We start from the raw sequence: 13,110 nt of genomic DNA, 5'->3' as shown, positions 1-13,110 counted from the left end.
AAACAAAAAAGCCCCTCGCAGGAGGGGACGCCACGCCGACTCCGGCACCGCCCGAAGGCTCAGCCGGTACTCGTCAGCGCGGCCGGCTAAGGAGCAGGCGCACGGTTCGCATGGGCTCAGGGTACCGCAAGCGGCCTGCGGCCCGGCCGGGGTGACCACACCATGGGCGGCTCAGCCCGCCACGTGGAGTTCGCCCCGGACCGCCGCGTCGAAGTCCCGCAGCGCGCGGGCGACCCGGGCGGACTGCATGCCCGCCGCCAGCTGCCGGGCCTGGTCGGCCTGCCGGGCGGCCTCCTCGTGCTCGCCGGTACGGCGGTACGACTCGGCCAGACGGACCATCAACAGGGCCTTGACCCGGGCGCGTTCGGGCGCGAGGGCGGTGACGGCGCCGCTCAGCAGGTGCTGGGCGCGCTCGTGGTCACCGAGGAAGAGGTAGCCCTCCCCCACCATGCCCTCCAGGTCGGCCCGCTCCTGGCTGTGGCCGTCCTCGCCCTCCAGGGCCAGGAAGGCCCGGTCGGCGACGGCCTCGGCGCTGATCTGCTCGCCCTTCTTGCCGTGGGCGCGGGCTATCCGGCCCAGTTGCAGGGCCCGTTCACGCGGGGTCAGCACCTCGTCGGCCGCCCGCAGCGCGGTGGAGAGCATCGCGACGGCGTCCAGCCCGCGCCCGCCGGAGTTGTGGGTGGCCTGCACCGCCAGACAGCCGACGACGCTGACGCCGAGCCGGGGGTCGCCCGAGACGTGGGCGGCCCGCAGCGCGGCGACGAAGGCGCGCTGGGCGGCCGCGTCGTTGCCCATGTCGTAGTTCGCCCAGCCGACCAGCCGGGCCAGCCGGCTGGCCGCGCCGTACAGCTCCCGGCCGAGCCGCTCGTCGTACGCGCCGAGCTCCAGCAGTTTGCCGGTCATCGCCAGCTCGGCCTTGGCGAGGTCGAGGATCAGCCCGCCGCCGTAGGTGCGCTCCAGCCGCTGCTTGCTCTCGTAGCTGAGCCGCAGGTCGGCGAGCTGCTCGGTGGCGATCCGCAGGGCGCCCTCGCCGCCGGTGACCTCGGGCGGGGGCGAGGCCCAGTGCCGGGCGGCCTGTTCGAGCTCGTCGCCCCGGAAGAGGTCGGTGAGGCGTACGGGCGCGGCATCGGCCCCGGCCTCGCGCAGCGCGGTCTGGGCGGTGTCGGCCGTCCACGGGTCGGTGAGCAGGCGCGGCGAGAGGATCTTGGCGCCCCGGCTGCTTCCCATCTGGCCCCAGAGCTGCTCGTACGTCACCGCCATGCCGACGGTGCGGCTGAGCACCTCACAGACGGCCTGGTCGTGCGGCGCCCTCGGCACCATGCCCCGGTCGCGCCACTTGTAGGGGGCGGTCGAGCTGATCGCGAGTGCAGCCGGCAGCGCCGCGTTGACCTCGCGGGCCAGCCGCTCGGGGCTCCATCCGAGTTGGTGCAGTATCCGGGCGAGCTCTTCGTTTCGTTTCCGCGCCAGATCGGCCATGCGACGACCGTAACCGGCGGGCCCGGCCCGGCGAAAGCTCCCCGGGGTAAAGCACGGGAGAGCCGGGAAAGCAGAAGGCCGCCCCCCGTTTCCGGGAGGCGGCCTCTGTGCCTGTGGAGCTACGGGGAATTGAACCCCGGACCTCTTGCATGCCATGCAAGCGCTCTACCAACTGAGCTACAGCCCCTTGACCTTCGATGTCCCCGGCGTTTCCCCCGGCGACATCGCTTACTTTACACGGTCAGCGGGCTGCTCCCCTAATCCGTATCGGCGCTCCGCCGCACCCTCGCGAACAGCGCCGCAGCGGCGAAGCTGCCACCGATGGCGACGGTGGTGACCAGCAGCGCGGCGCCCGAGGTGGCGGCCGGGGCCGGGTAGCTGACCTGGCCCAGGAAGACCGTGCCGAGCAGTGCGACACCGAAGACCTGACCGAGCTGGATGACCGTCACCATGACGCCGCTGGCGTCGGCCGCGTCCGCCGGGTCGACCCGGCTCAGCGCACGGGCGAAGAGCGGGCTGTACGCGCAGCCCGCCGCCAGGCCCGCGACGGCGAGCAGCACGAGCGCCCCGGGGCCGATCTCGGCGCCGCCGCGCAGCAGCAGCCCGAATCCGGCGTACACCGGCGCCATCAGGCCGAGCGCGAGCACCGGCAGCGAGCGGTGCAGCCGCTTCGGCAGCCGCTGCCAGTGCAGGCTGGAGAGGCCGAAGCCGACCGAGACCGGGCCGGAGAGCAGCCCGGCGCGCAGCGCGCTGTGGCCGAGCCCGGCCTGCTGGTGCAGGGCGTACGAGAAGAGGAAGCCCGCGAAGCCCGCCATGATCAGGAAGATCGCCCCGGCGGCCGGGAGCAGCCCGGGGGCGCGCAGCACCCGGCCGGGGATGAGCGGCTGGCCGCCGCGGGCCGAGATCCGCCGCTCGACCAGGCCGAAGAGGCCGAAGAGCAGCACGCTCGCGGCGAGCATCAGCCAGCCCCAGAGCGGCCAGCCCAGCTCGTGGCCGAGCACCAGCGGCACCACCAGGGTGCCGAGCGCCGCCGCGAGCACCAGCAGGCCGGGGACGTCGAACCGGCGGCTGCTGTCGCCCGGCAGCGCGGGCAGCAGCCTGCGGCTGGCGGCCAGCAGCGCCAACCCGATCGGCACGTTGACCAGGAAGACCGGCCGCCAGCCCAGTCCGAGGACGTTCGCGCTGACCAGCAGCCCGCCGACGACCTGCCCGATCGCCATGCCACCGGCGATCACCGCCGAGTAGAGCCCGAACGCCTTCGTCCGGGCGGCGCCGGTGACCGTCCGCTGGATCAGGCTCATCACCTGAGGCACCATCATCGCCGAGCCGATCCCCTGGGCGACCCGGAAGCCGATCAGCGAGCCGGTGTTCGGGGCCAGCCCGCAGGCGAGCGAGGCGGCGCTGAAGGCCAGCAGCCCGTACTGGAAGAGCCTGCTGTACCCGTACCGGGCGCCGAGCCGGGCGCCGGTGATCAGCAGCACCGCGTACGCGATGGTGTAGCCGGCGATGACGAGTTGGAGCCCGGCGCCGGTGGCGTGCAGGTCGGTGCGGATGGTCGGGACGGCGACGTTGACGATGGAGACGTCGAGCACGGCCATGAACTGGCCGGTGAGGACGAGGGCGAGGAGGGCACCCGGCCTGCCCCGGGCGGGAGTCGGCGCAGCCGGGGTGACCGAGCCGGGCAGGGTGACCGAGGCGGGCGGGCGGGTCTGAAGGTCCGTCATGTGTCCAGCTTCGCGGCGGTCCGGTACTGGTGGTTAGAGCCTGCTGATCCTGGTACTGACAGCACCCTGTTACCGGTACCGGGGATCGGTCACGATGGTGGCATGACCGTGTTGGACGACCGCACCGAGACCGTCGCAGCCCCCGGCAGGGACCGGCGGCGGACGGAGCTGGCGAGCTTCCTGAAGGCCTGCCGCTCCCGGGTCACCCCCGAGGCCGTCGGCCTGCCGCCCGGCCTGCGGCGCCGCACGCCGGGCCTGCGCCGGGAGGAGGTCGCGCAGCTCTCCGGGGTCGGGGTCACCTGGTACACCTGGCTGGAGCAGGGGCGTCCGATCAACGCGAGCGAGCAGGTGCTGGCGGCCGTCGCGCGGACGCTGCGGCTGGACGGCGCCGAGCGCGAGCACCTCTTCCGGCTGGCCGGGCTCACCCAGGGGCCGGCGGACGAGCCGGGCTGCCCGGCGCTCGACCCGGCGATCCAGCTGATCCTGGACCAGCTCAGCCCGCTGCCCGCCGCCATCTGCAACTACCGCTACGACCTGCTGGCGCACAACGCCGCCTACGACGCGCTCTTCCCGGGCGCGACCAGGCCGCGGACGCCGAACGGGCGGCGCAACAGCATGTGGTGCGCGTTCACCGTGCCGGAGTGCTGCAACCCCTTCCTGAACCGGAGCGAGGAGCTGCCCCGGATGGTCGCGGTGCTGCGCGGCGCGTACGGGCGGCACATCGGCGAGCCGGTCTGGGAGGCGTACATCCGCGAGCTGTCGGAGGCCAGCCCGCACTTCGCGGAGCTGTGGGCCCGTCATGAGGTCGGCCCGCCCCGGCAGGCGCTGAAGGTCTTCCGGCACGCGGCGGTCGGCGAGATGCGCTTCCAGGCCTCGTACCTGACCATCCCGGCGGCTCCCGAGACCTACCTGGTCGTCTACACGCCCGAGGGCCCGCAGGACCGCGAGCGGATGGAGTACGTCGCCGCGCACCCGGAGCGGTCGCCGGTCGTGCGCGACCACGCCTGCGAGGCCCGCTGATCCACCGGGCAGGTACGCGAGGCGGGTACGCGAAAGGCCGCCTCCCGGAGTGGGAGGCGGCCTCTGTCGCTGTGGAGCTACGGAGAATTGAACTCCGGACCTCTTGCATGCCATGCAAGCGCTCTACCAACTGAGCTACAGCCCCGCGACACGCACGGCCCCGAAGGACCGCTGGTGCGGAGTGGAGCTACGGGGAATTGAACCCCGGACCTCTTGCATGCCATGCAAGCGCTCTACCAACTGAGCTACAGCCCCGCACTTCGGAGGAATCCACGCCTTCCTTTCGGTCGGCGTTCTTTCCTGCGAACGAGGAAGACTCTAGCTGGTCAGGCCCGGAACTGCGAAATCCCGCCCCTCTCAGGGCTCCCCCGAGGCTCAGGTCTCGTCGCCGATGACCGGCTGCGGCAGGGTGCCGGCGTTGTGCTCGAGCAGCCGCCAGCCGCGCGTGCCGCGGCCCAGCACGGACCAGCAGCAGTTCGAGAGACCGCCGAAGCGCTCCCACTGCGCGGGCTCCATGTCGAGCAGCCGTCCGATCATGGTCCGGATCGTGCCGCCGTGGCTGACCACGACGACGGTGCCGTCCTCGGGCAGCTTGTCGACGGCCTCCAGCACCACCGGGACGGACCGGTCCGCCACCTCGGTGCTCAGCTCGCCGCCGCCGCGCCGTACCGGCTCGCCCTTGGCCCACGCCTCGTACTGCTCGGGGAAGCGCGCCTGGATCTCGGCGTTGGTCAGCCCCTGCCACTCACCCGCGTACGTCTCCCGCAGGCCCTCGTGGTGCTGCACGTCCAGGCCGGTGACCTTCGCGAGCTCGGCGGCCGTACGGGCGGCGCGCTTGAGGTCGGAGGAGACCAGCAGGTCGGGCTGGAGACCGGAGAGCAGTCGGGCGGCCCGCCGGGCCTGGAAGATGCCCTGGTCGGTCAGCTCGATGTCGGTGCTGCCCTGGAACCGCGACTCGAGGTTCCAGGACGTCTGGCCGTGACGCCAGAAGACGATGCGCGGCCCCCGCGCGGCGCGGCTCAGCTCTCGTCCTCGGCGGCGGCCACCGCGTTGCCCGCGGCGTCGGTGACGGCGTTCTCCGGACGGTTGCGGGTGGCCATCGCGTCAGCGGGCAGCGGCAGCTCCGGGCAGTCCTTCCAGAGGCGGTCCAGGGAGTAGAAGGAGCGCTCCTCGGAGTGCTGGACGTGGACGACGATGTCCAGGAAGTCCAGCAGGATCCAGCGGCCCTCGCGCTCGCCCTCGCGGCGCAGCGGCTTGACGTCCAGCTGCTCGCGGAGCTGGTCCTCGATCTCCTCGGCGATCGCCTTCACCTGGCGGTCGTTGGGGGCCGAGACGATCAGGAAGGCGTCGGTGATCGACAGCACGTCGCTGACGTCGAAGGCGATGATGTCGTGGGCCAGCTTGTCGGCCGCCGCCTGGGCGGCGACGTCGATGAGCTTCTGGCTGTGGTCCGTGGCAGTCACAGTGTTCTTCCGGCTTGGTGATGAGGATTCGCCTTCCAGGATCTCACGAACCGGGAGAGGCCCCGGCCGTATGAACGACCGAGGCCTCTGCTGCCCTGCTACCACCGGCCCCGCTACTGGCCCTTGCCGCCCTGGTAGTCCTTGCCGAGCACGACCACGATGTCGGCGTTCTGGACGTCGGCGGACTTCTTCACCGCCGAGTCCGGCAGCCCGAGGCTGGTGGCGAGGGACTGCGCGACGGCCTGGCGGGAGTCGTCGGTGTAACGGATCTCGCTGGTCGCCTGGGCCGCAGGTGCCTTGCCGCCGCTCGGGATGGCGTTCAGGCCGGCGTTGGTGACCTGGACGGTCGCCGAGGCCGCCGCCAGGTCGTTGCCGGAGGCGTTCACGATGCTGACCCTGGCCACCCCGCCCTTCGACTGGGCGCTGTGCACGGTACCGCCGAGCACGTCCTTGACCTGCTTACCGGCCGTGGCGTCGTTCAGCGTGCCGTCCGCCTCCACCTTGAGGGCGCTGACGGTGAAGTGACCGTCCTTGGCGAGCTGGGCGAGCTGGGCGAGCACCCCGGCGAGGGCCTGCTCGGGGAACGAGGGGTCGAGCACCGCGTTCATCCGGTGCACGTCGTCCTGCGCCTCGGCGAGGTCGGTCGGCAGGGCGTGCATCAGGCCGTCGAGCACCTGCCCGAACCGGGCCAGCTGGGCGTCCCGGTTCTCACCGGGGGCCTGGTAGCTCGCGTAGATCGCGGCCGCCTGGCCGGTCAGCGACACCTGCTTGCCCGCCGGGGCGAGCACCTTGGCGCCGTCGTGCACCTCGGCGTTGGTGTCGACCTTGATCCCGCCGATCTGCGCGACGAGTATCGCCAGGTACGGGATGTCGAGACGCCAGCTGCCCGCTACGGGCGCGCCGAGCACGGTGCCCAGGCCGTCCCGGGTGCCGGAGGCCCCGAGGTCCGCCATCGACTTGCCGAGCTGCATCGTCGCCGAGTCGCCGCTGCTGGGCAGCAGGAGGGTGTCGGGCAGCAGCAGCGCCGCGCCCTTGCCGCCCGCCTGGTCGTCGACGAGCAGCGCGGAGCTGACGACGCCGTTCAGATCACGCAGCTGGACGACGTTGACCTGGCGCTTCCCGGCCACCTTCGCCGCCGTGGTCGGCCCGCCGCCGAGCTTGCCCGACCACCAGAGGTAGCCCGCGCCACCGCCCGCCAGCACGGCCAGCGCCACCACGGCCCCGATCGCCCGGTTGCGCAGCTTCTTCCGGCGCTCGTCCCGGCGCTCGCTGCGCGACTCGGCGAACTTCAGCCAGTCGATGACGTCCTCGGTCTCCTCCGCCTGCTCGTCGACGAAGGTGAACTCGCCGGTGGCGTAGTCGTCCTCGGCCGGAGCACTCCCCGGAGCATCCGCCGGAGCACTCCTCGGCGCCCGGGGGCGCGGCGGCGCAGCAGCGGGTGCGGCGGGGGCCGGAGCTGGAGCCGGACGGGGCGTCTCGACCACCGGCTGCGGGTACGCGTACGGCTGCTGCTGCTCGTACGGGGGCTGCTCGTAGCCAGACTGCTCGTAGCCGGGCTGCTGGTACGGCTGCTGCTCGTACGGGGACGGCCGGTACGGCTGCTCCTGGTACGGCTGCTGCTGGTACTCGTACTCGTACGGCTGCTGCTGCGGCTGCTGCTCGTAGCCCGGCTGCTGGTACGGGTAAGGCTGCTGCTGCTCGTACCCGGGCTGCTGCTGGTGCGGGTACGCCTGCTGCTGGCCGTAGTCCTGGTAGGGCTGCTGGTACGGCTGCTGCTGGTAGTGCTGCGGGTCGTAGCCGTCGCCGTCCGGGCCCCTGCGGTCTGCGGTTCCGGTCACGCCGACCCTCCTGCCGCTTCTCGATGATCGCTGTAGGGCTGGGCCGGCGCGTAGAGCGCCCGCTTGTGGATGTAACGCACCACGCCGTCCGGCACGAGGTACCAGACCGGATCGCCCTTGGCGACCCGCATCCGGCAGTCGGTGGAGGAGATGGCCAGTGCGGGCACCTCTATCAGGGAGACGCCGCCGGCGGGAAGCCCCGCGTCGGAGAGGACGTGCCCGGGGCGGGTGCAGCCGATGAAGTGGGCGAGCGAGAAGAGCTCCTCGCTGTCCCGCCAGGAGAGGATCTGGGAGAGGGCGTCGGCGCCGGTGATGAAGAAGAGGTCGGCGTCGGGGTGGAGCGCGCGCAGGTCGCGCAGCGTGTCCACGGTGTAGGTCTGGCCCTGCCGGTCGATGTCGATCCGGCTGACCGAGAACTGCGGGTTCTCCGCCGTCGCGATGACCGTCATCAGGTAGCGGTCCTCGGCCGGGGTGACGTCACGATGGCTCTTCTGCCACGGCTGCCCGGTCGGCACGAAGATCACCTCGTCGAGATGGAACGCGCTCGCCACCTCGCTCGCGGCGACGAGGTGTCCGTGGTGGATCGGATCGAAAGTGCCGCCCATCACGCCCAGGCGCTTCCTCGCCGGTACGCCGGGGGTCTCGGCCTGCTGTCCCATGCCGCCAAACCTTACGCCACCCGGCCGGCCGCGCACCGACCCAGGGCCCCGCGCCCAGGTCGGCGCGCGGTCCCCGGGCCCGGCTGCGAAGTCTCTAGCGGTCGCGGTTGAAGCGCGTGGTCACGTAGAGCAGCAGGAGCAGGATGAAGAGCGCCGCGCCGCCGGTCAGGTACGGGTTGAGGCTCTCGTGGTTGCCGCCGTCGGCGATCGAGGTCAGGGCGGGCAGGGTGCGAATGCTCATGGTCGGCGGGACCTTCTCGGCTCGGGTGAGGGGGTCAGGACGCGGGCCGCTGCGGCTCGCGCGCTCATCGTACGGGGACGGCCCCCGCAACCGCGCGGCGGCCCACCGCGTCTGACACCCGGTGAGCTACCGGCGAACCCGTCAGTTGTTGCGGCCCGCCCGGACGAGGATCCACGCCAGCAGACCGACGCCGACGATCGAGGCGATCACGACGATCCGCAGGAACAGGCCGGGGCCGTTCTCGCTGGAGATCGGCGCGGCCAGGGTCGCAAGGGCGGCGGGGTTCATGGAGGCTCCTCGGTCGTGCAACTGCCCGGAGTTCGGGCCCGTACAGCCAGAGTAGACCGGCACATACCGGGCTCCGGACCGACCCCCCGGGGCGGAGCGCGGGCCTGCGGGGACGAGTAGCCACGGGCAGTCGTTGTAGCGAGAACCAGCGGGAACCAGCGAGTACCGACTTCGAGCAGGAGGCACCTCGACCATGACCGACACGACCAAGCCCAACGCCCCGAGCCGCCGCCGTCAGCGCTTTCCGGAGATCTCCACCCGGGCGTGGGAGCACCCGGCCGACCGCTCCGCGCTGGTCGCGCTGCGCAAGCTCTCGGGCTTCGACGAGATCCTGAAGAAGCTCGCCGGGCTGGTCTCGGAGCGCAGCGTCCGGCTGCTGTACCTGGCGACGGCCGTCCGCACCTCCGAGCGGCAGTTCCCCGAGCTGCACGCGATGGTCCGCGACGCGGCGTACGTGCTCGACCTGGAGCGGGTGCCCGAGCTCTACGTCACCCAGGACCCGGCCGTCAACGCGATGTGTGTCGGCATGGACAACCCCGTCATCGTGCTCACCACCGGCCTCGTCGAGCTGCTCGACGAGGAGGAACTGCGGGCGGTGGTCGGCCACGAGGTCGGGCACGCGATGTCCGGACACGCGGTCTACCGGACGATGCTGCTGATCCTCACCAACATCGCCGGCCGGATCGCCTGGCTGCCGCTCGGGAACCTCGCCATCAGCGCCGTGATCACCGCGCTCAAGGAGTGGTTCCGCAAGGCCGAGCTCTCCTGCGACCGCGCCGGGCTGCTGGCCGGGCAGGACGTGCAGGCGTCGATGCGCGGCCTGATGAAGCTCGCGGGCGGCCACAACCTGGCCGAGATGAACGTCGACGCCTTCCTGGAGCAGGCCGAGGAGTACGACAAGGCCGGGGATCTGCGGGACGGCGTGCTCAAGCTGCTCCAGGTGCTGCCGCAGACGCACCCCTTCGCCGTGGTGCGGGTCGCGGAGCTGAAGAAGTGGGCCGAGAGCGAGGAGTACCGCTCGATCCTGGCCGGGGCCTACCCCCGACGCGGCGACGACCCGCAGGCCACGGTCGGGGAGCAGTGGAAGGCCGCCGCGGATTCGTACTCCAAGACGGTCAGGGAGAGCAAGGACCCGCTGATGGGGCTGCTGCGCGACGTCGCGGGCGGGGTCGGGACGGTCGGCGGGAAGCTCCGCGACACCTTCACCCCGAAGGACCAGGGCGCCTCGAAGGACCAGGGCTGACCGTCCGCTCCTCAGCCGAGCACGCCGCAGAGCTGCCAGGCCGGGTGGGCGTGGTCGCCGGGGTTGACCGGCGCCGGGGAGGCGGGCGGGGCGGCGGGCACCGGGCCCCTGGTCGCCAGGACGGGCTGGAAGTGGTCGGCGAGCGGGGTGCCGCAGGTGGTCGGCCCGGCCTGTTCGACGGCGTCGACCACCCGCAGGTGCCCCGCACCGATGTCGGCCCGGTCGAACTCCAGCCGCAGCTCGCGGCGGACGGAGAACAGGCTGACCAGGACGGGGCTCTCGGTGCCGGCCGGGCGCAGCGCGTAGACGAAGGTGTGGTCGGTGGTGACCTCCAGCGTGCCGGTGTCCACCTCGGTGACCTGCATCGTGCCGGTCACCTTGACCACGTCCGAGGCGAGCGCGACCTGACCGGGGTCGAACCGCACCAGCCAGCCGGTGGCCGCGTGGTGCTGGTCGTCGCGCGCGTTGTTGATGCTCTGGTCGTACTGCGCCTGCTCCCCCGGGGTGATCAGGCTCCGCACCTCGCCGGTCTCGCCCTGCACCAGCACCGCCGGGCTGAGGTCGGCGGCGGTCAGGTAGGACTGCGCGACGTCCAGCGCGCGGGTGACCTCGGCCTTGGTGAAGTGTTCGGTCGCCGAGGGCGCGGGCACGCCGAAACCCGCCGAGCCGTCGGCGTAGCCGCTGGGCAGCGCGGCGAACGGGTTCTTGGTGTCCGCCACCGCCGCGACGGGCGAGACGGGGCTGAGGGCGACCAGGCTGACGGTCAGTTGGTTGCCGGTCGGCGCGGCGGTGAGGCGGTGCGGCGAGCTCACGCCGAAGTAGACCGCCGCCGCGAAGGCCATCGCGACGAGCAGCAGCAGCGCCACCGCCTGCCGGGGCAGCGATCCGAACGGCCCGAGGAACACCCGGGGGCGTACCGCCCTGGGGTAGTGGCCACCGAGCCGTTCACGGGCCGACAGTTCCTGGATTCGCGCAGCGCGGACGAACGACTCGTCGAAGACGACGGATCGGTACTCGTCCTCGTTGCCGGACCCACCGTCGGGCGTACCCTCAGGAGGTTCGCGCGGGTCACCCATAACACCAGAGTAAGGCGGTCGCACGGCGGCCACGAGAGTCTCGGCACAACTTCACGCAACTGGTGAAACCTCGCGCGCCCGGAGCGCTCCCGGAGCGCGCGCGAGCCCGCTCAGCCCGGCAGCAGGACGGCCGGCTTCGGCTGCGCCGCGCCCGAGCTGCTCGCGGCGGGCTCCGGACGGGGCGGGGCGTCGCTGCCCCCGCCGCCGGTGCTCCGGTAGATCGCGGCGACCGCGACGGCGATCAGGCTCGCGCCCATCACCACGGCCAGCACCCAGGCGACCGGCCGGTGCCAGCGCTGCTGCGCCACGTGCCGACCGCCGACCCGCCGGGCCGCCTCGTACCGGGCCGCCCGGCCCCAGCCCGCGCGGCGCAGGCTCGCCCGGCGCTGGGCGCGGGCCGCCCGGCCGGGGCCGGTGAACGGGTCGGGGTAGAGGTGGTCGTCGTCCAGCCCGCCCGGGTGCGGGCGCAGTTCGAGCGGCAGGCCGTCGGGTTCGAGCCCCCGGCCCGGCGCGACGGTGTCGGGCTCGAACCGGGCCTCGGCGGCGGCCAGCTGCCGCTCCCTGGCGCTCGGTTCGTGCACGGCGGCGGACCGGACGAACGCCTCGTCGAAGACCACGGAGGAGAACTCGTCGTCCGCACCACCGTGATCGGCGCCGCCGGAGTACGGCGAGCCCCCCACATCCTCAGCCATGGGGCTCAGCGTATTACCGGGCAGGCGATTTGTCTGTGGCTCCCGCCGGTTGGTTCCGCCAGTCGGCCTCCGGCGTCACACCCCTGACCTCACCCGGTGCCGTCAGCCCCGGACGTGCCCGTCACCGGTGACGACGTACTTGGTCGAGGTCAGCTCCGGCAGCCCCATCGGGCCACGGGCGTGCAGCTTCTGGGTGGAGATGCCGATCTCCGCGCCGAAGCCGAACTCGGCACCGTCGGTGAAGCGGGTCGAGGCGTTGACCGCCACCGTCGCCGCGTCGACCAGCTGCGTGAAGCGGCGGGCGGCGGCCTGCGAGGTGGTGACGATCGCCTCGGTGTGCCCGGACGACCACCGGCGGATGTGCGCGACGGCCGCGTCCAGCGAGGGCACCACGGCCGCGGCGAGGTCGTACGAGAGGTACTCCGTCTCCCAGTCCGTGTCCGTCGCGGGCACGACCTGCACCGCCGTGCCCTCGGCGGCCTTCAGCACCGCCTCGTCCCCGTGCACGGTGACCCCGGCCTCGGCCAGCGCCGCCAGCGCGAGCGGCAGGAACTCCCCCGCGATGTCCTGGTGCACGAGCAGCGTCTCGGCGGAGTTGCAGACGCTGACGCGCTGCGCCTTGGAGTTGAGCAGGATGCTGACGGCCATCGCCAGGTCGGCCTGGGCGTCGACGTAGACGTGGCAGTTGCCGGTCCCGGTCTCGATCACCGGCACGGTCGAGCCTTCGACCACCGTACGGATCAGCGAGGCGCCGCCGCGCGGGATCAGCACGTCGACGAGGCCGCGGGCGCGCATCAGCTCGGTCACCGACTCGCGGCTCTCCCCCGGCACCAGCTGGATCACGTCGGCGGGCAGCCCGGCGGTGGTGACCGCGTCGCGCAGCACGGCGATCAGCGCGGTGTTGGAGCGGTACGCGGAGGCCGAGCCGCGCAGCAGCACGGCGTTGCCGGACTTGAGGCAGAGCGCGGCGGCGTCCACGGTGACGTTCGGGCGGGCCTCGTAGATGATGCCGACGACACCGAGCGGCACCCGCAGCTGGCGGACGTCCAGGCCGTTGGGCAGCGTGTAGCCGCGGACCACCTCACCGACCGGGTCCGGCAGGCCGACCACCGACCGGACGTCGGAGGCGATGGCGGCGATCCGCTCCTCGGTGAGGGTCAGCCGGTCGATCACCGACTCCGCGGTGCCGGCCGCGCGGGCCCGCTCGACGTCCTCGGCGTTGGCGGCGGTGATCTCGGTGCTCCGGGCGACCAGCGCGTCGGCGATCGCCAGCAGCGCCGCGTCCTTCGCCCGGCGCGGCACTGGGGCGAGCGCGGCGGCCGCCTCCCGGGCGCGGCGCGCGACGGCGATGACGGGGCTCTCGGTGCTGGCGTGGCTGCTGGTCATGCCG

At 72.7% G+C, this 13,110-nt stretch carries 13 protein-coding genes and 3 tRNA genes; 2 read left to right on the top strand and 14 right to left on the bottom strand.

Translation table 11 applies throughout. The features are described 5' to 3' along the window. Positions 1-171: 171 nt before the first annotated feature. From ACR68M_RS23850 to ACR68M_RS23840, 3 genes are all read right to left on the bottom strand, one after another. A complete protein-coding gene (locus tag ACR68M_RS23850; RefSeq protein WP_441246141.1) occupies positions 172-1,476 on the bottom strand; it encodes a hypothetical protein in 1,305 nt (434 codons plus the stop codon). 114 nt (positions 1,477-1,590) lie between these two features. Then, positions 1,591-1,663 (bottom strand) — tRNA-Ala (locus ACR68M_RS23845). Between the two features lie 70 nt (positions 1,664-1,733). Continuing rightward, positions 1,734-3,200 (bottom strand): MFS transporter, encoded by a 1,467-nt coding sequence (locus ACR68M_RS23840; protein ID WP_441246140.1) that lies wholly within the window; start codon positions 3,198-3,200, stop codon positions 1,734-1,736. Positions 3,201-3,302: 102 nt separating this feature from the next. Between ACR68M_RS23840 and ACR68M_RS23835 the strand changes: the two genes are divergently transcribed. Next, positions 3,303-4,220: a helix-turn-helix transcriptional regulator gene (locus tag ACR68M_RS23835; RefSeq protein WP_441246139.1), complete on the top strand. Its 918-nt coding sequence runs from the start codon at positions 3,303-3,305 to the stop codon at positions 4,218-4,220. A 72-nt stretch (positions 4,221-4,292) separates the two neighbouring features. Here the strand turns inward: ACR68M_RS23835 and ACR68M_RS23830 are convergent. The 8 genes from ACR68M_RS23830 to ACR68M_RS23795 all read right to left on the bottom strand — a co-directional run bounded on the left by ACR68M_RS23830 (position 4,293) and on the right by ACR68M_RS23795 (position 8,709). Then, positions 4,293-4,365 (bottom strand) — tRNA-Ala (locus tag ACR68M_RS23830). A gap of 37 nt (positions 4,366-4,402) precedes the next feature. Further along, positions 4,403-4,475 (bottom strand) — tRNA-Ala (locus ACR68M_RS23825). A gap of 120 nt (positions 4,476-4,595) precedes the next feature. Next, on the bottom strand, positions 4,596-5,243 hold the full coding sequence (locus ACR68M_RS23820) for a histidine phosphatase family protein (RefSeq protein WP_441251697.1): 648 nt from the start codon (positions 5,241-5,243) through the stop codon (positions 4,596-4,598). Further along, positions 5,240-5,683 carry a ribosome silencing factor gene (gene rsfS, locus ACR68M_RS23815; protein WP_441246138.1) on the bottom strand — a complete coding sequence of 148 codons (444 nt, stop codon included), beginning with the start codon at positions 5,681-5,683 and terminating at the stop codon, positions 5,240-5,242. The genes ACR68M_RS23820 and rsfS overlap by 4 nt, the downstream gene beginning before the upstream one ends. Before the next feature lie 113 nt (positions 5,684-5,796). Further along, the gene (locus ACR68M_RS23810) at positions 5,797-7,521 is read right to left on the bottom strand and encodes a LytR C-terminal domain-containing protein (RefSeq protein ID WP_441246137.1); all 1,725 of its coding nucleotides are present in this window, start codon (positions 7,519-7,521) and stop codon (positions 5,797-5,799) included. Further along, positions 7,518-8,180: a nicotinate-nucleotide adenylyltransferase gene (gene nadD / locus ACR68M_RS23805; RefSeq protein ID WP_441246136.1), complete on the bottom strand. Its 663-nt coding sequence runs from the start codon at positions 8,178-8,180 to the stop codon at positions 7,518-7,520. Before nadD ends, ACR68M_RS23810 begins: the two co-directional genes overlap by 4 nt. Before the next feature lie 94 nt (positions 8,181-8,274). Further along, entirely contained in the window at positions 8,275-8,421 is a 147-nt protein-coding gene (locus tag ACR68M_RS23800; RefSeq protein WP_441246135.1) for a hypothetical protein, read from the bottom strand. A 141-nt stretch (positions 8,422-8,562) separates the two neighbouring features. After that, a complete protein-coding gene (locus ACR68M_RS23795) occupies positions 8,563-8,709 on the bottom strand; it encodes a hypothetical protein (RefSeq protein WP_441246134.1) in 147 nt (48 codons plus the stop codon). A 193-nt stretch (positions 8,710-8,902) separates the two neighbouring features. Here ACR68M_RS23795 and ACR68M_RS23790 point away from each other — a divergent pair, with 193 nt between their 5' ends. Continuing rightward, the gene (locus ACR68M_RS23790; protein WP_441246133.1) at positions 8,903-9,952 is read left to right on the top strand and encodes a M48 family metallopeptidase; all 1,050 of its coding nucleotides are present in this window, start codon (positions 8,903-8,905) and stop codon (positions 9,950-9,952) included. Positions 9,953-9,963: 11 nt separating this feature from the next. On the opposite strand, the gene ACR68M_RS23785 is transcribed toward ACR68M_RS23790, so the two are convergent. From ACR68M_RS23785 to ACR68M_RS23775, 3 genes are all read right to left on the bottom strand, one after another. Continuing rightward, positions 9,964-11,028, bottom strand: coding sequence for an SCO2583 family membrane protein (locus tag ACR68M_RS23785; RefSeq protein ID WP_441246132.1), 1,065 nt, complete (start codon positions 11,026-11,028; stop codon positions 9,964-9,966). A gap of 110 nt (positions 11,029-11,138) precedes the next feature. After that, positions 11,139-11,720, bottom strand: a complete 582-nt coding sequence (locus ACR68M_RS23780; RefSeq protein ID WP_441246131.1) for an SCO2584 family spore wall biosynthesis protein — start codon at positions 11,718-11,720, stop codon at positions 11,139-11,141. Positions 11,721-11,822: 102 nt separating this feature from the next. Continuing rightward, positions 11,823-13,106: a glutamate-5-semialdehyde dehydrogenase gene (locus ACR68M_RS23775; protein ID WP_441246130.1), complete on the bottom strand. Its 1,284-nt coding sequence runs from the start codon at positions 13,104-13,106 to the stop codon at positions 11,823-11,825. Positions 13,107-13,110 lie beyond the last annotated feature (4 nt).

Origin of the sequence: Kitasatospora sp. McL0602, from assembly GCF_052076145.1 — a bacterium.
Classification (GTDB): domain Bacteria; phylum Actinomycetota; class Actinomycetes; order Streptomycetales; family Streptomycetaceae; genus Kitasatospora.
This window is presented reverse-complemented; position numbering and strand designations above follow the sequence as displayed.